Source organism: Stagnimonas aquatica, from assembly GCF_003730135.1.
Lineage (GTDB): Bacteria > Pseudomonadota > Gammaproteobacteria > Nevskiales > Nevskiaceae > Stagnimonas > Stagnimonas aquatica.
Window position 1 is genome coordinate 151,147 of the sequence record NZ_RJVO01000002.1, and the last position, 19,066, is coordinate 170,212.

Below are 19,066 nucleotides of genomic sequence, written 5' to 3' on the forward strand. Positions count from 1 at the left end.
CGGTATGCGGAGCATCAGGACGCTTGTGGAGCCCGGGGGCGGCTCGCTACCCTGCCGGCCCCATTGAATCCAACCGAGCTATAGACCGCCATGACCGTGACCACCGCCTCCGGCCTGCAGTACGAAGACACCACCGTCGGCACCGGCGCCGAAGCCAAGGCCGGGCAGCAGGTGCGCGTGCACTACACCGGCTGGCTCTACAACGACGGCAAGCAGGGCGGCAAGTTCGACAGCAGCAAGGATCGCGGCCAGCCGTTCTCGTTCGCGCTCGGCGCCGGCCAGGTGATCCGCGGCTGGGACGAGGGCGTGCAGGGCATGAAGGTGGGCGGTACCCGTCGCCTGATCATCCCCGCCGCGCTCGGCTACGGCGCGCGCGGCGCCGGCGGCGTGATTCCGCCCAACGCCACGCTGCTGTTTGAAGTGGAGCTGCTCGCGGTCTGAGGCCGGCTCGCGGTCTGAGGCCGGCTCGCGGGCCGGGCGGGAGGCGCCCGGCCTAACTGACGCGGATCAAGTTGCGCGGACGGCGCCGAGGCCATGCTCGGCGCCCCCCTGCGATCCCAGGCCGCCAATGTCCCAGCTCAATCCCTACCAAATGCTCGGCGGCGAAGCCGGGGTGCAAGCCCTGGCCGCCGCCTTCTACCGTGCCATGGACCGCCTGCCGGAAGCGCAGGGCATCCGCGCGATGCACGGCGCCTCGCTGGAGCTGATCCAGGCCAAGCTCGCGGCCTATCTCAGCGGCTGGCTGGGCGGGCCACTGGTCTATGTCGAGCGCTTCGGACCGATGTGCCTGAGCCGCGCCCACCAGCCCTACGAGATCGGCGACGCCGAACGCGACCAGTGGCTGCTGTGCATGCACGCGGCGCTGGAGGAAATCGGCGCGCCCCTGCCCTTGCGCGAACCGCTGCGCCAGGCCTTTCACCGCCTGGCCAGCGCGCTGCGCACGGTCGAGGGCTGACGCGGCGGCTCTGGAACGTCACGGCTATCCGCCCCTAGCATCCGGGCATGGATACCGTCACCGCCCTGCTCGCGCTCTATCGCGAACCCCTGTTCTGGCAGTTTCCGATCGCCACCATCGTGATCGGCATGGTCGCCTTCATGGCCTTTGCGCTGCCGATGACCTGGGCGGCGCAGAAGGATGTGCCCTGGCTCAGGCGCTACCGCATCCAGAACCGGCGCGAGAAGCCGGGCCTGTTCTGGCCCTCGGTCTGGGCCTGGCTGCGCAACAACCTGTGGATGCTCGCCACCGTGGTGCTGGTCTGGCCGCTGGTGCGGCTCACCGGCGTGCACGCCGGACCGCTGCCGGCCTGGTGGCTGGTGGCGCTGCAACTGCTGTTCTTCATCTACCTCGACGACGCCATCTACTACGCCTTTCACCGGACGATGCACCGCCCCTGGTGGTTCAAGCGCGTGCACGGCGTGCATCACCGCGTGCACACGCCCTGGGCGATCACCGGCCACAACATGCACCCCTTCGAGTACGTCGCCACCGGCCTGATCGCCACGCTCGGCCCGGTGCTGGTTGGCGCCCATGTCTTCACCGTCTACCTGTGGGTGGTGATCCGCCAGTGGGAAGCCGCCGAAGGCCATTGCGGCTACGACCTGCCGTTCTCGCCGACGCGCTTCCTGCCGCTCTCCGACGGCGCCCTGCACCACGACTTTCACCACGCGCGGGTGCGCGGCAACTTCGGGGGCTTCCTGCCGATCTGGGACCGCGTGTTCGGCACTTACGTGCGCGACTACGAGGCCGACCGCGACCGGCTGCGGCAGGCGCAGCGCGCGTCCTAGATCAACGCTGGCCGGTGCAGGCGCGCCAGGGCTCCGCGCAGCAGCAGCCGCGAGTAGAGCCGGTGAAAGCCGAGCAGGGCGTGGAACAGCCAGCCCATGCGCGGCACGCCGTCGGCGGCGGTGCGCAACGGCACCACCGCCGAGCCGAAGTACAGCCGGGTGTGCGGCACCGGCGCGCCCGCCAGCGGCAACACCATCAGCCAGGAGCGGGTACGGCCGAGGTAGTCGCTGAGCAGCAGTTGCCGGTGGTCGCGGGCCTCGACCGTCCAGGCAGCGAAGCTGTTGGTGGCGCCTGCGGCGAGTTGCAGCAGCTGGGCATCGCTGGAAGGCCTGTTGACCGCCAGCCGCAGAATCAGCCGCTCCAGCCGGAAAAGCCGGCCGGTGTAGAAGGCCCGCAGGTACTGCGGCAGCGAGACGGCGCCATCGACTTCGACGGCATAGCAATCGGCATAGCCGCCATCGCTGGCATAGCGGCACAGCAGGGCATCCTCGGGCAGCGGGCAGGCTTGGATCGCGGTCATCGCCGGGGCTCCTGACGGCAACAGGCCCTTCGATGCTAGCCAAGTACGGCCGCTTGTGAGCACCGCCCGCCGGGACTACCTTGGCGCCACTACAAAAGCCCGTGCCCGAGGAGTCGCGCCATGCCCTACGCCGCCATCAATGGTCAGCAGTTGCATTACCTCGACACCGGCGGAGCCGGGCCGGCCATCGTCTTCTCGCACGGCCTGCTGATGGATCACGCGATGTTCGCGCCGCAGATCAAGGCGCTGCGCGACCACTACCGGGTGATCGCCTGGGACGAGCGCGGCCACGGCCTCACCAACGACGCTGGCGCGCCGTTCAGCTACTACGACTCGGCGGACGATCTGGTCGGCCTGCTCGATCATCTCGGCGTGGCGCGGGCGGTGTTCGCCGGCATGTCGCAGGGCGGCTATCTGTCGCTGCGCGCGGCGCTGCGGCATCCGCAACGGGTACGGGCGCTGATCCTGATCGACACCCAGGCCCGGCCGGAGGCGGCGGAGACGCTGCCGATGTACGAGCAGATGATCGGCACCTGGGTCGCCCAAGGGCTGTCGGACGAGATGGCCACCACCATCGAGCACATCATCCTCGGCGCCGGCTATGCCCGTGCGCCGGCCTGGAAGGAGAAGTGGAAGGCGCAGCGCCCCGCCAACCTGGCGCAGATCTTCCACACCCTGGCCAGCCGCGACGACATCAGCGACGAGCTGGGGCGCATCGCGGTGCCGGCGCTGGTGATCCATGGCGATGCCGACGCCGCCATCCCGCTCGCGCACGCGCAGGAAATGGCGCAGGCGCTGCCGCAGGCGCGGCTGGAGGTGATCGCCGGCGCCGGCCACGCCAGCAACCTCACCCACCCCGAGCAGGTGACGCCGCTGATCGAGGCGTTTCTCGCCGGGCTAGAGGCGCCCTGAGGAGCGCCGCGAGCGCGAACGCAGCTTTCTGGACGGGGCGCTGCTGAAGCCGAGCAGGCGGTAGAGCGGGCAGAAGCCAACCAGCGCGGTCGCCAGCGGGATCAGGCCGATCCAGGCCCAGAGCGGGCCGTCGAACAGCGCCCAGGCGATCAGCAGCAGACCCAGCAGCGCGCGGGCGGCGCGGTCCACGGTTCCGACATTGGTTTTCACGGCAAGCTCCTGCGCAAGGTGGCATCGCCACCCGAGCCGGCAGTAGAGCCGCGACGCGAAACCGCCGCGTTGACCAGGATCAAGTCGGCCAGCACCGGCGCTGGGCTTGCTCCGGGGCGAAGGCCTACACTGCGCCGCCTTTCCCGCCTGCCCTGCCCCCATGACCGCCCGCGCCGCCGGCTCTGCCCCCGACCACCGTCTGCAACGCCTGGCGCTGGGCAGCATCCTGCTCGGCTTGGTGGTGCTGGCGCTGAAGTTCGCGGCCTGGAAGCTCACCGGCAGCGTCGCGCTCTACTCGGATGCGCTGGAAAGCATCATCAACGTCGTCACCGCCATTGCTGCCTACGCGGCGATCCGGGTCAGCGCCCTGCCGGCCGACGCCGGCCATCCGTACGGACACAGCAAGGCCGAGTATTTCTCGGCGGTGGTGGAGGGCGCGCTGATCCTGCTGGCGGCGCTGGCGATCCTGCGCGAGGCCTACCACGGACTGCTCAACCCCCGCCCCCTGGATGCGCCCCTGGCCGGCCTGCTGGTCAGCGGCCTGGCCAGCGCCCTCAATATGGCCTGGGGCCTGATGCTGATCCGCCGTGGTCGCCGGGCGCGTTCGCCGGCGCTGGAGGCCGACGGCCACCACCTAATGAGCGACGTCTACACCTCGGCCGGCGTGATGCTCGGCGTGGCGGTGGTGGCTCTCAGCGGCTGGGCCTGGCTGGACTCGGCGCTGGCCGGCCTGGTCGCCCTGCACATCCTCTGGACCGGCTGGACCCTGATGCGCGACAGCCTCGGCGGCCTGATGGACGCCGCCCTGCCAGCCGCCGATTTGGATCGGCTGGTCGCCCTGATCGAGGCGGAGAAGGGCGAGGATGCCCGCGTGCTGGGCCTGCGCACCCGGCTGGCCGGCCGGCTCAGCTTCATCGACTTCACCTTGCAGGTGCCGGCGCAGCTCACTGTCGCCGAGGCGCACGCCCGCTGCGACCGCATCGAGGAAGCCCTGCTGCGCGCGCTCGGCGAAGCCTCGATCAACATCCATCTGGAACCCCTGCCGAACTGACGACAGCGCCCTGACGGCCGCTCGTCCGGCGGTTCCGGCTAAGCTGGCCGGACGCAAGCGCGTTCCAGACTGACTGTTCGTTCAGCCCTGAATCAGTTCTTGCATCTAAAAAGGGGCGGATTCCGCTCCGCTTCGCTACCGAGTTCGCCATGCCCCGCCAGCGCCTTTCCAGCTTCGCCGCACTGTGGCTGTTCAGCGCCGGAGCGCTGGCGGTGCCCGCTGGCGGCGTCGATGAGCGGCTGATGAGTGCCTGCGCGGCGCGGGTGGACGCCCGCATGGACAGCATGGGCCCGGAGGAACTCGACTACCTGCGGCGCCTGGAATTCGGCCTGCGCATGGCGATGGCGCCGTTCGCCGCCGGCGAGTCGCTCAGCGACCACGATCTGGAAGAAGCCAGCGAGCAGCTGGACCTCGCGCGCCGGCAGCTGGCTTCGGCCTGCGGCGTGCCACTGCACACCGCCGGCCGCTGAGCCCCGGAGCCGGCCGATGGCGGAGATCATCAACCTCAACAAGGCGCGCAAGGCCAAGGCGCGTCTGAGCGCCGAGCAGCAGGCGGCGGAAAACCGGGTCCGCCACGGCCGCAGCAAAGCGCAGAAACAGCAGGACGCCGCCGCAACCGAGGCGATGCGCCGCAAGCTCGATGGCCTGCGGCTGGACCCGTCCGAGCCCGAGGCCTAGCTCCCGCCCCCGCCGTGCGGGAGGCCGACCCGCTGCCGGTTCAGGCCGCCAGCAGGCGCCGGCGCGCCGCCGCGTACTCGTCCGCCAGCCGCTGCACCAGCTGCGCCGCCGGCCGCACCTCGCGCACCGCGCCGATGCCCTGGCCGCAGCCCCAGATGTCCTTCCAGACCTTGGCATCGCCGCTGGCGGCGCCGAAGTCCATCTTGCTGGGGTCGGAACCGGGCAGATTGGCCGGGTCCAGTCCTGCCGCGACGATGGAGGGGATCAGGTAGTTGCCAGGCACGCCGGTGAACGAGGGCGTGTAGAGGATGTCGGCCGAGCTGGCATCGACGATGGCCTGCTTGTAGGCGGCGCTGGCACGCGCCTCTTCGGTGGCGATGAAGGCCGAGCCGATGTAGGCGAGATCGGCACCCATCGCCTGCGCGGCGAGGATGGCGTCGCCGGTGGCGATGCTGCCGGATAGCGCCAGCGGCCCCTGGAACCACTCGCGGATCTCCTGGATCAGCGCGAACGGCGAGGTGGTGCCGGCATGGCCGCCGGCACCGGCAGCGACCGCGATCAGACCGTCAGCGCCCTTCTCCACCGCCTTCTTGGCGAACTTGTTGTTGATGATGTCGTGGAACACCACGCCGCCGTAGCTGTGCACTGCGGCGTTGACGTCCTCGCGCGCGCCCAGCGAGGTGATCACCACCGGCACCTTGTACTTCACGGTCAGCTCGAGGTCGTGCATCAGCCGGTCGTTGGACTTGTGCACGATCTGGTTGACGGCGAACGGCGCGCTGGGGGCTTCCGGGTGCTTGGCGTCGTGTTCGGCCAGCTCGCTGGTGATGCGGATCAGCCATTCCTCCAGCTGCGCCGCCGGCCGCGCGTTGAGCGCCGGAAAGCTGCCGACCACGCCGGCCTTGCACTGGGCGATGACCAGATCGGGATTGCTGACGATGAACAGCGGCGAGCCGATGACGGGCAGACGAAGCTTGTTCTGGAGCGCGGCGGGCAGAGCCATGAGGACCTCGTGGGGCGGTAGGGAAATTCGGGTGGCGCATGATGCGCGACCTACCGGGCGGTATGCCAGCTTGAGCCCCCTCCCCCGCCTGCGGGGGAGGGTTGGGGTGGGGGCGGTTGCCGCGCCCTCGTTTGCGCAGCACGCCCGAGCGAAACGCCCCCATCCCGGCCTTCCCCCGCAAGCGGGGGAAGGGGCGTAAGCAGCGAGTGATGTGCTTGGCCCTCGCTAAGCGCCCGCACTCCGTATGCAGCCCGTCCTCGCCATCCCTGGCGCGACCAACCACTCCGATCTACCCCCGGCCCGGCCATCCATGGCCGGGCGTTCGGCCGGGCAGCGAGGGCCACCGGCCCTCGCTAAGCGCCCGGCCTCACCCATTCCGGCGCCGCCCAGAGGTGTTTCAGGCGCTGCCAAAGCGGGCCGGGGCGGGCGGCGTCGCGGAACATGTCCTGCCATTCGTGGAACATCATCACCAGCGGGTTGCGGCTGTGAATCTGGCGGACGATGCCGTATTCCGGCGCTTCGACCTCGGGCACGTAGGTGCCGAACAGGCGGTCCCAGACGATCAGCACGCCGGCGTAGTTGCGGTCGATGTACTGGGGATTGCGGGCGTGGTGCACGCGGTGGTGGGAGGGCGTGTTGAACACCGCCTCGATCCAGCGCGGCAGCTTGCGCAGGCTCTCGGTGTGCACGAAAAACTGGTAGCCCAGGCTGATCGCCACGGCCAGGATCACCGTCTCTGGCTTGAAGCCCAGCCAGGCCAGCGGCAGCCAGAAGATCCACATGCCGGACAAGGGATAGGTCAGGCTCTGGCGCAGCGCGGTGGCCAGGTTCATGGTCTCGGAGGAATGGTGGGTGACGTGGCTGGCCCACATCCAGCGGATGCGGTGGCTGCCGCGATGAAACCAGTAGTAGAGAAAGTCCTGCAATACCAGCAGCAGCAGCGCCGACCACCAGGTCGCCGGAATCTCGAACAGCCGGTGCTGGTAGAGCCCGTAGAACAGGCCGATCACCAGCGCCCAGGCGATGCCGTCGGCCACCGCGTGGCTGAGCGCCAGCAGGATGTTGGTGGAGACCTGCCCGAGCGAGTAGGTCTGCCGGCCGCGCCGCGCCAGATACCAGGCCTCGGCGGCCATGCAGACGGCGAACACCGGCGCCATCAGCAACAGGAAGATCTTCTCCAGGCCGATGGCCTGCACAGCGGCCAGGGCTTGTTGCAGCAGCGATTGCACGTTCGGGCTCCTCTCTAACGGTTGACGCTGGCGGCATTCTGGGGGAGCGTGCGCGCGCCTTCTTGACCGCAGCCGTCAATCCGAATGACCGCAGACGCCAGCCAGCCACCCAGCGTTGCCCTCGGCTATCTGCGCGCGCTGTTCGACTACCTGCGGCTGAACCGGATCGCGGCCGAAACCCTGCTGGCGGGACGGCGCCTGGACTTCGACGACCGCGAGGCGCGCATCCCCGAGCCGGAGGCGGCGGCGCTGTTCGATCACGCCGCCACCCTGCTCGGCGACGCCGACCTCGGCCTGCACGTCGGCGAGCAGATCCGCCCCGGCCATTACGGCGTGCTCGGCTATGTGGCGATGGCCTGCGACACCCTGGGCGAGGCGCTGGCCTGCCAGCAGCGCTACCAGTCGCTGGTACTGAGCCTGCCGCCGATGCGCCTGAACCAGGAGGACGAGGGCCTGCTGCTGAGCTGGCGGTCGGTGCCGGACGCCAGCTACCGCCAGCTCGCCGAATTCAATCTCTCGGCCCTGCTCAGCTTCGTGCGCTGGATCACCGGCCTGCCGCTGCGGCCGCTACGGCTGGACTTCATCTACCCGGAGCCAGCCGACACCCGCGAGCAGCGCCGCCTGTTCGGCTGCCCGCTGCGCTACGGCGAGAGTGAATACCGGCTGCTGATCCCCCAGACCTGGGCCGGCCTGCCGCTGATCCAGCCCGATCCGGCGATGCGCGCGCTGATGGATCGCCTCGCCGGGCGCCAGCTCCAGCAACTGGCGCAAGCCGACGACCCGGTGGCGCGGGCGCGCGCGCAGATCGCGCGCCAGCTCAGCGATGGCGTGCCGGAACTGGGGCGGGTCGCCGCGCAGTTGCAGCTTTCACCGCGCAGTCTGCAAAGGCTGTTGCAGGAGCAGGGCCTGAGCTACAGCCAGCTGGTGGAGGCGGTGCGCCGCGAGCTGGCCGAGCGCTATCTGGCCGAGCCGGCGCTGGATCTTACCGACCTCGCCTTCCTGCTCGGCTACTCCGAGCAAAGCGCCTTTCAGCGCGCCTACAAACGCTGGACCGGGCAGACCCCGGGCGAGTACCGGCGCCAGCGCGCGGCCGGTTGAGGCGCGGCAGCTACCAGCGGCGGCTGTTGGGCAGCCGGGCGCCATAGGCGGTGAGAAAGGCGCGGAGGTCCGGGTCGTCCACCCGCAGAGCGACACTGCGCACGGTATCGGCGATGGCGGCCTGCCCAGCCTCGTCCAGGCGCTCGGGCAACTGCCGGCAGAAATCCAGCACCGCCCGACGCTCCTCGACGCTCGACAACCAGTTCATCCGCTTGGCCAGCTCCTTGAGCACCTCGCCCGGCCCCGGCACCGCCTTGCCGAAAGCGCCGCGCCAGTAGGACTCGCTGTTGCACAGATCGAGGTACTCCAGGAGATCGACCCGTGGCAGCAGCGCCGCCAGTTCCAGGTGCCGTCCGGCGCGGTGCAGGCGCACCATCAGGGCGCGCACGCAGGGGCGCCGGTGCGGGCTCGGCGGGCATTGCAGCAGGCCCTCGGCGACTTCAGCGAGCGCGGTTTCGTCCCAACTGCCCAGGGCGTCGGCGTAGAGCTGCAACAGCGCGATCTGGTTGCGCAGCCGCTCGCGCAGGCCCTGCACCAGGCCCGGCCGCTGGCTCTGCAACTGCTTGAGCGCCTGCACCCGCAGGGGCGTGGCCAGACCCTCCGGCTGACGGTAGGCGGCCTCCAGCAGGTCGATCACCGCGATCCCGCGCGGGTCGCCGGCCGGCGCCGCCAGCGCCAGCGCCAGGGCCTGGCTCAGCTTCTCGGCCGATACCGAGCCGAGCCGGCGCATGGCGGTGAGCGGATCGCGGAGGATGTCCTTGTCCGGGTGAGGCTCAATCATGACGGTTCAGCACAGCGCAGCAGGCAATGGGGAGACGGGATTCAAAAGCGGTGCCAGGCGATCCAGCGCGGTACGCCGGCCGGTGCTCAGGGCGCGGCGGCACCGGTCACCCGGCGGCGCAGCGCGCGCAGCCAGTCCTCGACCACCGCGCGGTTGGCCGGGCCCAGCCGGATCATCAGCTTCTGCCCGAAGGACAGCGCTTCCAGCGCCGGATCGGCGAACTCGTAGAAATACTTGGGCCGCTGCAGGCGGATCGGTGCCGCCGGCACCGGCGCCGCCAGCAGATGGTCGATCACCTGCACCAGCCGGTCGTTGAAATGGCCCTGCGGGTAGCCCAGCTCGCGGTAGGCGGCCTGGAACAAGGGGTAGTAGTGGCGGTAGAGCCGCACCAGCGCGTCGACATCCACCGCCTTGAGCACGGTCACCGCCAGGGTGTAGCGGGCGCCGTTGTCGTCGGCGAGCACGGTGTCGCCGTCCTGCTCGACCACCACCAGGGCGCCGGGCGTGGTCTTGACCGGCCACTCGCGCAGACCCACCCGCTCGCGCGGCAGGTTATCCACCGCCACCACCAGCCGGCGGATCAGGTGCTCGGGCACCAGCAGGCGCTGGGCGTTGGCGCTGCCCAGCAGGGCGCCGAGGGCGTCGATGAACTCGCCATCGCTGTCGCCCAGGCCTGGCAGCGGCGCCTCGGCTTGCTCGCTGCTCGCCGGCGGCAACGGGTACTGCGGCTCGGTGGACACCGGCGCCGGGGCCGGCTCGGCCGGCGGGGCCTCGACCGGCGGCGCGCTGGCCACCGGCGTCGGCGCGGGCTCGCGCAGCAGGAAGTAGTACACCGCCGCGCCGGCACCGACGGTCAGCGCCAGCAGCCAGGCAAACCACTGTTTCTCGTTCATCCGTTCCGACTCCTGCATCAACCCGGCCACCGATCTTGCCGCAAGCGGCGCGCCGATAGGGCGCGCGGACGAGGTAAATCCACCCCCACCAGCGGCTAAGCTGGCGACCCTTGCGATCCCCATCCTCCACGGAAAGTTCGACCATGCCCTCCCGCATCCTGATTACCGGCGCCAGCTCCGGCATCGGCCGCCAGCTCGCCCTGGAATTCGCCGCCCGCGGCCACCACCTGGGCCTGGCCGCGCGCCGGCTCGACAGCCTGCAAACCCTGGCGCAGGAGATCAGCCGCCGCCACCCGCAATGCCAGGTGGTTCTGCGGGAACTGGATGTCTGCGCGCTGGAAACCGTCGCGCCGGTGGTGAATGACATCGACCAGGCGCTGGGCGGCCTGGACATCGTCGTCGCCAACGCCGGCATCGGCGACGGCGGCGGGCTGATCGGCAGCGGCGGCTTTGCCCGCGACGCGCAGTTGATCCAGACCAATGTGCTGGGCGCGATGGCCACCATCGACGCCGCCGCCGCGCTGTTCCGGCCACGCCGGAAAGGGCAGATCGTCGCCATCGCCTCGGTGGCGGCGGCGCGCGGCCTGCCCGGCGCCGGCTCCTACAGCGCCTCCAAGGCCGCCATCGCGGTCTACGCCGACGCCGCGCGCAACGAGCTGCACCGTTGCGGCGTGCGGGTGACCACGCTCTACCCCGGCTACATCGACACTCCGATCAACCAGCGCATGCGCAGCCGGCCGTTCCTGGTGACGGTGAAAAAGGGCGCCGCCCTGATCGCCGACCGGATCGAGCGGCGCGTGCAGGAAGCCGCCGTGCCGGGCTTCCCCTGGGCACTGGCGATGAAGGTCCTGCGCTGGCTGCCGACCTCGGCGATGGCCAAGCAGAATCCCTTCGCGAGCTGAGCGGTCGGCAGCGCGGAAGCTCAGCGCGGCAGGTCCGGACAGACCCGCGCGGTGTTCGAGGCCTGGTAGTGCTGAAGCTGGTGCTCGCCGCCCCGGAGTTGCAACTCCAGTTGCAGTTGCTCACCGTCCAATCGCGGCAGCCGCGCCTCGATGCGCGCACCGTCTTCGTCCCAGTGGATCGCGTCGGCGCCATCGCGCTGCCAGCGGGCGATGCGGTAGGTCTCCACGCAGGAACTCATCAGCAGGTTGCCGTCGGGCAGGAAGATGCGCAGCTCACCCGGCGGCGCGTCGGCATCGCGGCGCAGCCAGACCTTGCCGGTCAACGGGTCGGCCGGCAGCAGAGCAGGGGCGGTCGCGAGCGGCGCGGCGGCGGGTTGCGGCGCACGGCCACAGGCGGCCAGCCACAGCGCGGCCAGAACGATGCCGGGCAGCCGGCAGCGACTCACGCCTTGCCTCCGGCCTTCTGCTCGGCGAGCAGGCGCAGAATCTCGTCCTCGCCGGCCGGACGGGCGTCCTTGATCCGCAGGCTGTCCGACCACTCGCGGGCGAAGTCGCGCTGCAACCAGGCATTGAGCGCGGCGGTGATCAGCATGGCGACCAGCGCGCCGCAGCCGGCCAGGGCCATGTCCTTGTGGGCGTCCCAGACATCGCCCTGGGTGCCCAGATAGGCGACGCCGAGATCGCCGCCGAAGAATTCCGCCGCGCCCCACTCGAACAACTCGAACAGCGCCGAGCTGGCGAGGGTGAAATCCAGCGGCAGGAAATAGCCCCAGAAGCCGCGCACCTCGGCCAGGCGCAGGAATAGCTCGCGCAGCGGATAGGCCAGCAGCAGGCCATAGCTGAAATGCACCAGACGGTCGAAGTGATTGCGCTCCGACAACCCCAGCGCGGCATTCAGCGAGCCGCCGGTGAGCGACTGCCAGGCCTCCTGGTAGGGCACCAGCGCATAGGTGTAGTGGGCGCCGACCGCGTGCAGGCAGAGAAACAGGAAGATCAGCGTGTAGGACACCCGCGAGAACACGAAATGCCGGGCGCTCGCCGCCATCGCCAGGCCGAAGACCAGCACCAGCGCGTTCTCCAGCGCCCAGTCGTGGCGGTCCACCGGCTTGATCGCTAGGCCGATCCAGAGCAGGGCATAGACCAGGGCCAGGATCAGCAGGTAGCGGCGGTGCGGTTGCAGGGGGTGCGACATGGGCGACTCTCGGAGTGGGCCTGAGCCCGATTATGCGCAGCGGGCTGGCCGCCGCGTGTGACCGGGCAGTATCCTCGGCCACCTGATCCCGCCCCTGGAGTGAACCATGATCGGCTCCCTCGCCTACGCCGCCCAGAACGCGAAAACCCCGCTGGCCCCGTTTTCCTTCGAGCGCCGCGAGCCGCTGCCGGGCGATGTGCTGATCGACATCCTCTACTGCGGCGTCTGCCATTCCGACATCCACCAGGCGCGCGACGAATGGGGCGGCTCCTTGTTCCCGATGGTGCCGGGCCACGAGATCGTCGGCCGGGTGCGCGCGGTGGGCAGCGCGGTGACCCGGTTCAAGGTCGGCGAGGCGGTGGGCGTGGGCTGCATCGTCGACTCCTGTCGCGCCTGCGGCGCCTGCGGCGAGGGCCTGGAGCAGTACTGCGAGAACGGATTCACCGGCACCTACAACAGCAAGGACCGCATCGACGGCTCGCTGCGCCAGGGCGGCTACAGCAACAACATCGTGGTCGACGAGGCCTTCGTGCTGAAGGTGTCGGACAGTCTGGCGCTGGACGCGGTGGCACCCCTGCTCTGCGCCGGCATCACCACCTACTCGCCGCTGCGCCACTGGGGCGTGAAGGCCGGTGACAAGGTCGGCATCGTCGGGCTTGGCGGCCTCGGCCACATGGCGGTGAAGTTTGCCAAGGCCTTCGGCGCCCATGTGGTGCTGTTCACCACCTCCGAGAAGAAGCGCGAGGACGCGCTGCGCCTGGGTGCCCACGAGGTGGTGATCTCCAGCGACAAGAAGCAGATGAAGGCGCAGGCCAACCAGCTCGACTTCATCCTCGACTGCGTCTCCGCCCCGCACGACCTCAACGCCTATCTCGCCTGCCTCAAGCGCGAGGGCACCATGACCCTGGTCGGCGTGCCCGACCAGCCGCCGGCGGTGCAGATGTTCGCCCTGATCGGCAAGCGCAAGAGCCTCGCCGGCTCGCTGATTGGCGGCATCGCCGAGACCCAGGAGATGCTCGACTTCTGCGCCGAGCACGGCATCGTCGCCGACATCGAGCGCATCGCCATCCAGGACATCAACGCCGCCTACGAGCGGATGATCCGCAGCGATGTGAAGTACCGTTTCGTGATCGACCTCGCCAGCCTGAAAGCGGCCTGAAACTTGCGGTCTCCCACCCCATGAAGCTGAACCCGAAAACCCAGGCCAGCCTGGCCGCCAATCTGCGGCGGCTGGCCGGCACCTTCTTCACCGGCCTGTTGGCGGTGCTGCCGATCCTGATCACCGTGGCGGTGGTGATGTGGCTGTTCCAGGCGGCGGAGTCGGTGCTCGGCGGCCTGCTCGGCGTGCTGCTGCCCAACAGCCTGTATCTGCCGGGCATGGGACTGCTGCTGGCGATCGTGCTGATCTTCCTGGTCGGCGCCGGCATGCAGGGCCTGTTCGTGCGGCAGTTCCTGGGCTGGGTGGAAGACGCGATCAACCGCATCCCGCTGATCAAGACCGTCTACGGCGCCGTGCGCGACCTCACCGGCCTGATGAGCAACAAGAACGGCCGCAAGTTCAGCCAGGTGGTGGTGGTGCAGATGCCCAACCTGCCGCTGCGGCTGGTCGGCTTCGTCACCATCGAGGATCTCGCCAGCCTGGGCCTCGCCAACGGCGAGGACGAGGTCGCGGTCTATCTGCCGATGAGCTACCAGATCGGCGGCTATACCCTGCTGCTGCCGCGCCGCTACCTGACGCCGCTGGACATGGGCTTCGAGGAGGCCATGCGCTTCGTCATCACCGCCGGCCTGTCGCGGCCGAACGATCCCGACGACACCGGCGCCAGCGGCCGCTGAGCCAGCGCCGGCTGCACGGCGGCCAGCGGCGGCAGCGGCGGACGCACCAAGGCGGCGGCGTTCTCCAGCTCGCCACGCAGCTTCTGTAGCCCGCGGCGGATCCAGCTCTTCACCGTGCCCAGGGGCACCCTCAGGCGGGCGGAAATCTCCTGGTGGCTCATGCCCTCGTAATAGGCCATCAGGAAAGTCTGGCGTTCCCAGCCACTGAGCTGGCGCATGCATTCGGCGACCCGGTTCAGCTCCTGGCGGGCATCGGCCAGCTCGGCCAGCTCGCGCTGCGGATCGACCAGCTCCGCCGGCCCTTCGCTGACCAGCTCCTCGGACGCGTTCCACAGCGCCTGGCGCGGGCTGCGCAGCTGATCCAGCGCGGCGTTGCGGACCAGAGCGGTGAGCCAGGCCATCACCGCGCCTTTCTCCGGCCGGTAGCTGGCGGCGTTGCGCCAGATCTTCAGATAGCACTCCTGCAGCAGGTCTTCGGCCTGCATGGGCTCGCGCAACATCCGCAGCAGCAGGGCATACAGCGGGCCGCTGGTGACCCGGTACAGGGCCTCGAAGGCGCGGGAATCACCTTCAGCAACACGCGCCAGCAGCAGGGCCAGTTCCTGATTTTGAGGAGTCATCGGACAGCTCCCGTCGGGTGGCAGCCGCATCGGGGGATGGGCCTGTCCTTTAAATATACATAAATTACACAGTAGTGTTTATTAGTTTGTATTTAATTTTTGTACATTTTCTAGCGCCGACCGCAGCCACCACGGGCCGACCGCCACGCACCGCCTGTGAAACGGACCCTCCCTCGCTGATTCGCGCTGTCACTGCTATTGAATTGTCGCGCCCGTCGCCGGCCGAAAGTCGTCCCCCCCGGGCGCCAGACCAGGCATGCAGCTCGGATATTCACAAAACATGGACACCGGCCTGAACGGTGACAGGCCTGCAGGCAGCCCAGCAGCAGTGCTGGGAATGCGGGAAGAAAAGCCGGCGCCCGGAGGCCGCCCAGGCCGGGACGCCGGGACCCGCCTCCCCGAGGAGGGACGGCGCGCACTGCGGTGACCGGGGCGCTCGGGCCCGGGCCGGCAAGCCGGCCGGGACGCTGTTAGCGCAGCGCCTCGCCGAAATAGGCGCGCAGCTTCTCGACCTTGGGCGTCGATACCGCCTGGATGTAGGGCTGGCCGGGATGCAGGGCGGCGTAGTTCTGGTGGTAGGCCTCGGCCTCGAAGAAGGCCGCCAGCGTCTCCAGCCGGGTGACAATGGGCGCGGTGTAGACGCCGGCGGCGTCGAGCTGCGCGATGTAACGCTCGGCCACCGCCTTCTGCTCGGCATCGGCATAGAAGATCGCCGAGCGGTATTGAGGGCCGACGTCATTGCCCTGACGGTTGAGCTGGGTGGGGTCGTGCGCCACCGCAAAGAAGATGCGCAGCAACTCGCCGTAGCTGACCCGGGCCGGGTCGTAGGCGATCTGGATCACCTCGGCGTGCTCGCTGCGGCCGGTGCAGACGGTGCCGTAGTCGGCGGTCTCGGCGCTGCCACCGGAATAGCCGGAGACCACCGCCAGCACCCCATCCAGTTCGCGGTACACCGCCTCGGTACACCAGAAGCAGCCGCCGGCCAGCACTGCCTCGGCGCGCCCGGCCGGCTGCGGCGGATCGTAGTCCGGCGCCGGCACCTCGCGGGGACTCACCTTGAGGCTACTGCCACCGAATCGGGAACCGAACATGGGACACCTCCGTGAGTGGCTGAGCAGGCAATATGGTCACTGCCGCAAGCGCTGCAAGGCCTGCTTGAGCGCCGCCTCGCTGGCCGGGTGCGGCACCGCCGGCTCGAAGTGGCCGGCCCCGGGCAGCACGACCAGACTCGCGGCGTCACCAGCCCGCACCGCCGCATCGACATAGGCCTGCACGCCGGCGGTGGGCACTATGGGGTCCAGAGCGCCCTGCACCAGCACCTGCGGCACACCCAGCGGCAGGCGCGCCAGCGGCGAGGTCTCGGCGTAGCGGCGCGGCTCCTGCTCCGGGCTGCCACCCAGCAGGCGGTCGACCGAGGCATTGCAGCTGTCGGCGGGACCGACGCGGTAGCTGGCGAGATCGGTGATCGCCGCCAGGCCCAGCACGCCGCGAATCTTCAGCGGCTCGCTGCGCGCCAGCTCGCTGTCGTTGGCCAGCTTGGCGCGAGAGGCCAGCCACAATGCCAACTGGCCGCCGGCGGAATGCCCGGCGGCGTAGACCTGTTTCAGATCAACCGGGTCGGTCTTGGCGATGACATAGAGCGCATCGGCCGCCTCGCCGACATCCATGAAGGTGTTGGGCCAGCCGCCACCGGGGTCGCCGAGCCGGCGGTACTCGATGTTCCAGGTCGCCCAGCCCTGCTCGGTGACCCAGGCCGCGAGCCGGGTGAAGTAGGCGTAGTCGTAGTCGGCCAGCCAGCAGCCGCCGTGGATCATTACCAGCACCGGATACGGCCCCTTGCCGTGGCGCCTGGCATCCGGCAGCCGCAGCTCGCCGAACTTGGCGGCGGAGGCGCCGTAGGGAATGCGCTGCCCCGGCTTGGCCGGATAGGGCATGGCGTCGAGTTCGGACCAGCTCAGGGTTTTCGGGCTCATCGGCGGCGCCTTTACCGGCTCGGCGCCGGCGGCCAGCGCCAGACTGCCGGACCACAGCAGGAACAGAAGTTTGTGGATGGACATGACGCCTCCTCAGGTGACCTTGCCACGCGCCTGGAAGCGCGCCTGCCGCCACTCGTCGCTGGCCATCACCTGCGCGAGTTGCTCGACGGCGTCCCAGACATCGACATGGCGCAGGTACAGCGGCGTAAAACCGAAGCGCAGGATATCCGGCGCGCGGAAGTCGCCGACCACACCACGGGCGATCAGCGCCTGGCAGATCGGCCAGGCCTGGGGATGCTGCCAGCAGACCTGGCTGCCACGCCGGGCCGCCTCTCGCGGGCTGGCCAGGACAAAGCCCTGCCCGGCCAGCCGGGATTCGACCAGCCCGATGCACAACTCGCTCAGGGCCAGGGACTTGGCGCGCAACTGCGCCATATCGACACCCTCGAACTGCTCGATGCCGACCTCCAGCGCGCTCAGGCCGAGGATCGGGGGCGTGCCGCAGAGCGCCTGGGCGATGTCCGGCGCCGGCCGGTAGTCGGGCTCGAAGGCGAAGGGCTGGGCGTGGCCGAACCAGCCGCTCAACGGGCTGGTCGCCTGACCCTGCCAGCGACGGGCGATGTACAGGAAGGCCGGCGCACCGGGGCCGCCATTGAGGTACTTGTAGCCGCAGCCCACCGCGAAGTCGGCGCCATCGGCATCCAGCGCCAGCGGCAGCGCGCCGGCCGAGTGCGCGAGATCCCAGAGCGTGAGCGCACCCGCCGCATGGGCAGCCGCGCTCAGCGCGCGCATGTCGTGCAGGGCGCCGCTGCGGTAGCTGACCTGCGAGAGCATCAATACTGCGGCCTGATCGTCCAGCGCCGCCCTGTAGTCGGCGAGGCTGGCGCCGGCGGGCAGCAGGCGCAGCTCGTGCCGGCCTCCGAGTTGCGCGATCAGCCCCTGGGCGATGTAGAGATCGGTGGGAAAGTTGTCGGCCTCGCTGACGATCACCCGGCGTTCCGGCCGCAGTTGCAAAGCCATGGCCAGCAGCTTGTAGAGATTCACCGAGGTGGAATCGGCCACCGCCACCTGCCCCGGCGCGGCGCCGAGCAATGGCGCCAGGCGCTCGCCCACCCGCAGCGGCGCATCCACCCAGCCGGCACCGAGGCCGGACTCGGGCGAGGGACTGTTCCAGCTCCGGATCAAGCCCTCGCCCCACTCCTCGCGGATCACCCGCGCGAGGCGCTCCGGGGTGGCAAGGGGCAGCACGCCCAGGGAATTGCCGTCGAGATAGATCTGCCCGGCCGGCAGGTGAAAGCGCGCGCGGAAGCCGGCAAGCGGGTCGGCGGCATCGAGGGCGAGGCAGGCCTCGCGGGATGAAGGAATCGTCATGGCGGCAGGCTAGCATCATGGACGCCCGCCGCCGCGCTGCCGATACTGGCGCCACCACGCACGCAATCCGCAATCCACCCATGCTCCGCCTCAGCCTCTTGCTGGCCGCGCTCACGCTCGGCCCGACCGCGCACGCCGAGTCCGAGCCGGCCGAATTCGCCGGCCTGCTGGCCGGGCACAACGCCTTGCGCGCGCCGCTGGGGCTGGCGCCGCTGGGCTGGTCAAACGCCAACGCCACCAGCGCCCAGGCCTGGGCCAACCAACTGGCGACGCAGGGCTGCGCGCTGCGCTACAGCAGCGATCCGGCGCGCCGCGAAACCACCGGCGAGAACCTGCTCAAGGCCTGGTCCACCACCGCCTACGACGGCTACAAGCGCACGCCGGCGGCAGTGGTCGAGCGCTGGTCCTCGGAGGGCCTGTACTACAACCACGCCCAGCACCGCTGCCAGGCGCCGCAGGGGCGCCAGTGCGGGCAGTACCTGCAGATGATCTGGGAGACCACCACCGAAGTGGGCTGCGGCCGCGCCCGCTGCGCCGATGGCGAGATCTGGGTCTGCCACTACACCCCGCGCGGCAATCAGGAGGGCCTGAAGCCTTACGGCAACCCGCCGCCGCAGCCGGTGACGCCGCCCGAGGTGCTCGGCTGCTCGATTGACGATGCCATGCCGGGACCGCAGGCGACGCCGGTCTTGTCCTCGCCGCACCTGATCCCGGTGCCGCCGCCTCAGTAGTGCGGCGGGACTTCCTCGGCGAGGCTGAACTTCTCCTGGTTGCCGTCGCCGAGGCGGTCCAGGCGCTCCTTGAGCTGGCGACACAGCGCTTCCAGCCGGTCGATCTGCTCGGTCTGGCGGATCAGCACCTCGTTGAGGACGCGCAGGCTGTCCTCCTGCTCGGCGAGCTTGATTTCCAGGGTGATGAAACGGTCTTCGGACATGCGCGGCGACCCGTCGGATAGGCAGATTGGGCGGCGATCGTAACGAAAGTTGAATCCCAGACCTGACTTTGACG

General features: G+C 69.7%; 25 protein-coding genes. 12 read left to right on the forward strand and 13 right to left on the reverse strand.

Annotated features, from left to right (window positions below):
- The first annotated feature begins 90 nt into the window (after positions 1-90).
- The 3 genes from ED208_RS05135 (at position 91) to ED208_RS05145 (ending at position 1,785) form a co-directional block, all read left to right on the forward strand.
- Complete coding sequence (locus ED208_RS05135; protein WP_123210816.1) at positions 91-441, forward strand: FKBP-type peptidyl-prolyl cis-trans isomerase; 351 nt, start codon at positions 91-93, stop codon at positions 439-441.
- 127 nt (positions 442-568) lie between these two features.
- Positions 569-955: a group II truncated hemoglobin gene (locus tag ED208_RS05140; protein WP_123210817.1), complete on the forward strand. Its 387-nt coding sequence runs from the start codon at positions 569-571 to the stop codon at positions 953-955.
- A 47-nt stretch (positions 956-1,002) separates the two neighbouring features.
- Positions 1,003-1,785, forward strand: coding sequence for a sterol desaturase family protein (locus ED208_RS05145; protein ID WP_123210818.1), 783 nt, complete (start codon positions 1,003-1,005; stop codon positions 1,783-1,785).
- On the opposite strand, the gene ED208_RS05150 is transcribed toward ED208_RS05145, so the two are convergent.
- Positions 1,782-2,306 carry a hypothetical protein gene (locus ED208_RS05150; protein ID WP_199720516.1) on the reverse strand — a complete coding sequence of 175 codons (525 nt, stop codon included), beginning with the start codon at positions 2,304-2,306 and terminating at the stop codon, positions 1,782-1,784. The two genes, ED208_RS05145 and ED208_RS05150, sit on opposite strands and share 4 nt — an antisense overlap.
- Positions 2,307-2,426: 120 nt before the next feature.
- Between ED208_RS05150 and ED208_RS05155 the strand changes: the two genes are divergently transcribed.
- Positions 2,427-3,218, forward strand: coding sequence for an alpha/beta fold hydrolase (locus ED208_RS05155; protein ID WP_123210819.1), 792 nt, complete (start codon positions 2,427-2,429; stop codon positions 3,216-3,218).
- On the opposite strand, the gene ED208_RS05160 is transcribed toward ED208_RS05155, so the two are convergent.
- Positions 3,204-3,428, reverse strand: a complete 225-nt coding sequence (locus ED208_RS05160; protein WP_123210820.1) for a YgaP family membrane protein — start codon at positions 3,426-3,428, stop codon at positions 3,204-3,206. The two genes, ED208_RS05155 and ED208_RS05160, sit on opposite strands and share 15 nt — an antisense overlap.
- Positions 3,429-3,588: 160 nt before the next feature.
- Between ED208_RS05160 and ED208_RS05165 the strand changes: the two genes are divergently transcribed.
- From ED208_RS05165 to ED208_RS05175, 3 genes are all read left to right on the forward strand, one after another.
- Positions 3,589-4,479: a cation diffusion facilitator family transporter gene (locus ED208_RS05165; protein WP_123210821.1), complete on the forward strand. Its 891-nt coding sequence runs from the start codon at positions 3,589-3,591 to the stop codon at positions 4,477-4,479.
- Between the two features lie 149 nt (positions 4,480-4,628).
- Entirely contained in the window at positions 4,629-4,949 is a 321-nt protein-coding gene (locus ED208_RS05170; protein WP_123210822.1) for a hypothetical protein, read from the forward strand.
- 16 nt (positions 4,950-4,965) lie between these two features.
- Positions 4,966-5,157 (forward strand): DUF4169 family protein, encoded by a 192-nt coding sequence (locus tag ED208_RS05175; protein ID WP_123210823.1) that lies wholly within the window; start codon positions 4,966-4,968, stop codon positions 5,155-5,157.
- A gap of 40 nt (positions 5,158-5,197) precedes the next feature.
- Here ED208_RS05175 and ED208_RS05180 read toward each other — a convergent pair whose 3' ends face one another.
- Positions 5,198-6,160 carry an NAD(P)H-dependent flavin oxidoreductase gene (locus ED208_RS05180; protein WP_123210824.1) on the reverse strand — a complete coding sequence of 321 codons (963 nt, stop codon included), beginning with the start codon at positions 6,158-6,160 and terminating at the stop codon, positions 5,198-5,200.
- Positions 6,161-6,513: 353 nt separating this feature from the next.
- Positions 6,514-7,317: a sterol desaturase family protein gene (locus ED208_RS05185; RefSeq protein ID WP_123211208.1), complete on the reverse strand. Its 804-nt coding sequence runs from the start codon at positions 7,315-7,317 to the stop codon at positions 6,514-6,516.
- A 156-nt stretch (positions 7,318-7,473) separates the two neighbouring features.
- Here ED208_RS05185 and ED208_RS05190 point away from each other — a divergent pair, with 156 nt between their 5' ends.
- Positions 7,474-8,487: an AraC family transcriptional regulator gene (locus ED208_RS05190; protein ID WP_123210825.1), complete on the forward strand. Its 1,014-nt coding sequence runs from the start codon at positions 7,474-7,476 to the stop codon at positions 8,485-8,487.
- A 10-nt stretch (positions 8,488-8,497) separates the two neighbouring features.
- Here ED208_RS05190 and ED208_RS05195 read toward each other — a convergent pair whose 3' ends face one another.
- Together ED208_RS05195 and ED208_RS05200 are read right to left on the reverse strand one after the other, a co-directional pair.
- The gene (locus ED208_RS05195; protein ID WP_123210826.1) at positions 8,498-9,268 is read right to left on the reverse strand and encodes a hypothetical protein; all 771 of its coding nucleotides are present in this window, start codon (positions 9,266-9,268) and stop codon (positions 8,498-8,500) included.
- 86 nt (positions 9,269-9,354) lie between these two features.
- Positions 9,355-10,161, reverse strand: a complete 807-nt coding sequence (locus tag ED208_RS05200) for a DUF3014 domain-containing protein (RefSeq protein WP_123210827.1) — start codon at positions 10,159-10,161, stop codon at positions 9,355-9,357.
- 143 nt (positions 10,162-10,304) lie between these two features.
- Between ED208_RS05200 and ED208_RS05205 the strand changes: the two genes are divergently transcribed.
- Complete coding sequence (locus ED208_RS05205; RefSeq protein ID WP_123210828.1) at positions 10,305-11,063, forward strand: SDR family NAD(P)-dependent oxidoreductase; 759 nt, start codon at positions 10,305-10,307, stop codon at positions 11,061-11,063.
- A gap of 20 nt (positions 11,064-11,083) precedes the next feature.
- On the opposite strand, the gene ED208_RS05210 is transcribed toward ED208_RS05205, so the two are convergent.
- A complete protein-coding gene (locus ED208_RS05210) occupies positions 11,084-11,509 on the reverse strand; it encodes a hypothetical protein (RefSeq protein WP_123210829.1) in 426 nt (141 codons plus the stop codon).
- The gene (locus ED208_RS05215; protein WP_123210830.1) at positions 11,506-12,255 is read right to left on the reverse strand and encodes a DUF2238 domain-containing protein; all 750 of its coding nucleotides are present in this window, start codon (positions 12,253-12,255) and stop codon (positions 11,506-11,508) included. The genes ED208_RS05210 and ED208_RS05215 overlap by 4 nt, the downstream gene beginning before the upstream one ends.
- A 106-nt stretch (positions 12,256-12,361) precedes the next feature.
- Here ED208_RS05215 and ED208_RS05220 point away from each other — a divergent pair, with 106 nt between their 5' ends.
- Together ED208_RS05220 and ED208_RS05225 are read left to right on the forward strand one after the other, a co-directional pair.
- Positions 12,362-13,414, forward strand: a complete 1,053-nt coding sequence (locus ED208_RS05220; protein ID WP_123210831.1) for an NAD(P)-dependent alcohol dehydrogenase — start codon at positions 12,362-12,364, stop codon at positions 13,412-13,414.
- A gap of 62 nt (positions 13,415-13,476) precedes the next feature.
- Positions 13,477-14,091 carry a DUF502 domain-containing protein gene (locus tag ED208_RS05225; RefSeq protein ID WP_123211209.1) on the forward strand — a complete coding sequence of 205 codons (615 nt, stop codon included), beginning with the start codon at positions 13,477-13,479 and terminating at the stop codon, positions 14,089-14,091.
- Here ED208_RS05225 and ED208_RS05230 read toward each other — a convergent pair.
- The 4 genes from ED208_RS05230 to kynU form a co-directional block, all read right to left on the reverse strand.
- Positions 13,983-14,711: a sigma-70 family RNA polymerase sigma factor gene (locus tag ED208_RS05230; protein WP_158608441.1), complete on the reverse strand. Its 729-nt coding sequence runs from the start codon at positions 14,709-14,711 to the stop codon at positions 13,983-13,985. The genes ED208_RS05225 and ED208_RS05230 overlap by 109 nt on opposite strands.
- A gap of 470 nt (positions 14,712-15,181) precedes the next feature.
- Complete coding sequence (gene msrA / locus ED208_RS05235) at positions 15,182-15,802, reverse strand: peptide-methionine (S)-S-oxide reductase MsrA (protein ID WP_123210833.1); 621 nt, start codon at positions 15,800-15,802, stop codon at positions 15,182-15,184.
- A 36-nt stretch (positions 15,803-15,838) separates the two neighbouring features.
- On the reverse strand, positions 15,839-16,768 hold the full coding sequence (locus ED208_RS05240; RefSeq protein ID WP_123210834.1) for an alpha/beta hydrolase family protein: 930 nt from the start codon (positions 16,766-16,768) through the stop codon (positions 15,839-15,841).
- Between the two features lie 9 nt (positions 16,769-16,777).
- The gene (kynU, locus tag ED208_RS05245; protein ID WP_123210835.1) at positions 16,778-18,058 is read right to left on the reverse strand and encodes a kynureninase; all 1,281 of its coding nucleotides are present in this window, start codon (positions 18,056-18,058) and stop codon (positions 16,778-16,780) included.
- An 80-nt stretch (positions 18,059-18,138) separates the two neighbouring features.
- On the opposite strand from kynU, the gene ED208_RS05250 reads away from it, so the two are divergent.
- Positions 18,139-18,789: a CAP domain-containing protein gene (locus tag ED208_RS05250; RefSeq protein ID WP_158608442.1), complete on the forward strand. Its 651-nt coding sequence runs from the start codon at positions 18,139-18,141 to the stop codon at positions 18,787-18,789.
- Here the strand turns inward: ED208_RS05250 and ED208_RS05255 are convergent.
- Positions 18,783-18,992 carry a SlyX family protein gene (locus ED208_RS05255; protein ID WP_123210837.1) on the reverse strand — a complete coding sequence of 70 codons (210 nt, stop codon included), beginning with the start codon at positions 18,990-18,992 and terminating at the stop codon, positions 18,783-18,785. The two genes, ED208_RS05250 and ED208_RS05255, sit on opposite strands and share 7 nt — an antisense overlap.
- Positions 18,993-19,066: the final 74 nt, after the last annotated feature.

What these genes read in the sequence shown, in the direction of transcription:
- ED208_RS05170 (WP_123210822.1), top strand. Translation starts at nt 4,629, where the DNA reads ATGCCCCGCCAGCGCCTTTCCAGCTTCGCCGCACTGTGGCTGTTCAGC.
- ED208_RS05195 (WP_123210826.1), bottom strand. Translation starts at nt 9,268, where the DNA reads ATGATTGAGCCTCACCCGGACAAGGACATCCTCCGCGATCCGCTCACC.
- ED208_RS05145 (WP_123210818.1), top strand. Translation starts at nt 1,003, where the DNA reads ATGGATACCGTCACCGCCCTGCTCGCGCTCTATCGCGAACCCCTGTTC.
- ED208_RS05240 (WP_123210834.1), bottom strand. Translation starts at nt 16,768, where the DNA reads ATGTCCATCCACAAACTTCTGTTCCTGCTGTGGTCCGGCAGTCTGGCG.
- ED208_RS05220 (WP_123210831.1), top strand. Translation starts at nt 12,362, where the DNA reads ATGATCGGCTCCCTCGCCTACGCCGCCCAGAACGCGAAAACCCCGCTG.
- ED208_RS05200 (WP_123210827.1), bottom strand. Translation starts at nt 10,161, where the DNA reads ATGAACGAGAAACAGTGGTTTGCCTGGCTGCTGGCGCTGACCGTCGGT.
- ED208_RS05180 (WP_123210824.1), bottom strand. Translation starts at nt 6,160, where the DNA reads ATGGCTCTGCCCGCCGCGCTCCAGAACAAGCTTCGTCTGCCCGTCATC.
- ED208_RS05250 (WP_158608442.1), top strand. Translation starts at nt 18,139, where the DNA reads ATGCTCCGCCTCAGCCTCTTGCTGGCCGCGCTCACGCTCGGCCCGACC.
- ED208_RS05140 (WP_123210817.1), top strand. Translation starts at nt 569, where the DNA reads ATGTCCCAGCTCAATCCCTACCAAATGCTCGGCGGCGAAGCCGGGGTG.
- ED208_RS05155 (WP_123210819.1), top strand. Translation starts at nt 2,427, where the DNA reads ATGCCCTACGCCGCCATCAATGGTCAGCAGTTGCATTACCTCGACACC.
- ED208_RS05135 (WP_123210816.1), top strand. Translation starts at nt 91, where the DNA reads ATGACCGTGACCACCGCCTCCGGCCTGCAGTACGAAGACACCACCGTC.
- ED208_RS05175 (WP_123210823.1), top strand. Translation starts at nt 4,966, where the DNA reads ATGGCGGAGATCATCAACCTCAACAAGGCGCGCAAGGCCAAGGCGCGT.
- ED208_RS05165 (WP_123210821.1), top strand. Translation starts at nt 3,589, where the DNA reads ATGACCGCCCGCGCCGCCGGCTCTGCCCCCGACCACCGTCTGCAACGC.
- msrA (WP_123210833.1), bottom strand. Translation starts at nt 15,802, where the DNA reads ATGTTCGGTTCCCGATTCGGTGGCAGTAGCCTCAAGGTGAGTCCCCGC.
- ED208_RS05230 (WP_158608441.1), bottom strand. Translation starts at nt 14,711, where the DNA reads ATGACTCCTCAAAATCAGGAACTGGCCCTGCTGCTGGCGCGTGTTGCT.
- ED208_RS05190 (WP_123210825.1), top strand. Translation starts at nt 7,474, where the DNA reads ATGACCGCAGACGCCAGCCAGCCACCCAGCGTTGCCCTCGGCTATCTG.
- ED208_RS05215 (WP_123210830.1), bottom strand. Translation starts at nt 12,255, where the DNA reads ATGTCGCACCCCCTGCAACCGCACCGCCGCTACCTGCTGATCCTGGCC.
- kynU (WP_123210835.1), bottom strand. Translation starts at nt 18,058, where the DNA reads ATGACGATTCCTTCATCCCGCGAGGCCTGCCTCGCCCTCGATGCCGCC.
- ED208_RS05150 (WP_199720516.1), bottom strand. Translation starts at nt 2,306, where the DNA reads ATGACCGCGATCCAAGCCTGCCCGCTGCCCGAGGATGCCCTGCTGTGC.
- ED208_RS05205 (WP_123210828.1), top strand. Translation starts at nt 10,305, where the DNA reads ATGCCCTCCCGCATCCTGATTACCGGCGCCAGCTCCGGCATCGGCCGC.
- ED208_RS05185 (WP_123211208.1), bottom strand. Translation starts at nt 7,317, where the DNA reads ATGGCGCCGGTGTTCGCCGTCTGCATGGCCGCCGAGGCCTGGTATCTG.
- ED208_RS05255 (WP_123210837.1), bottom strand. Translation starts at nt 18,992, where the DNA reads ATGTCCGAAGACCGTTTCATCACCCTGGAAATCAAGCTCGCCGAGCAG.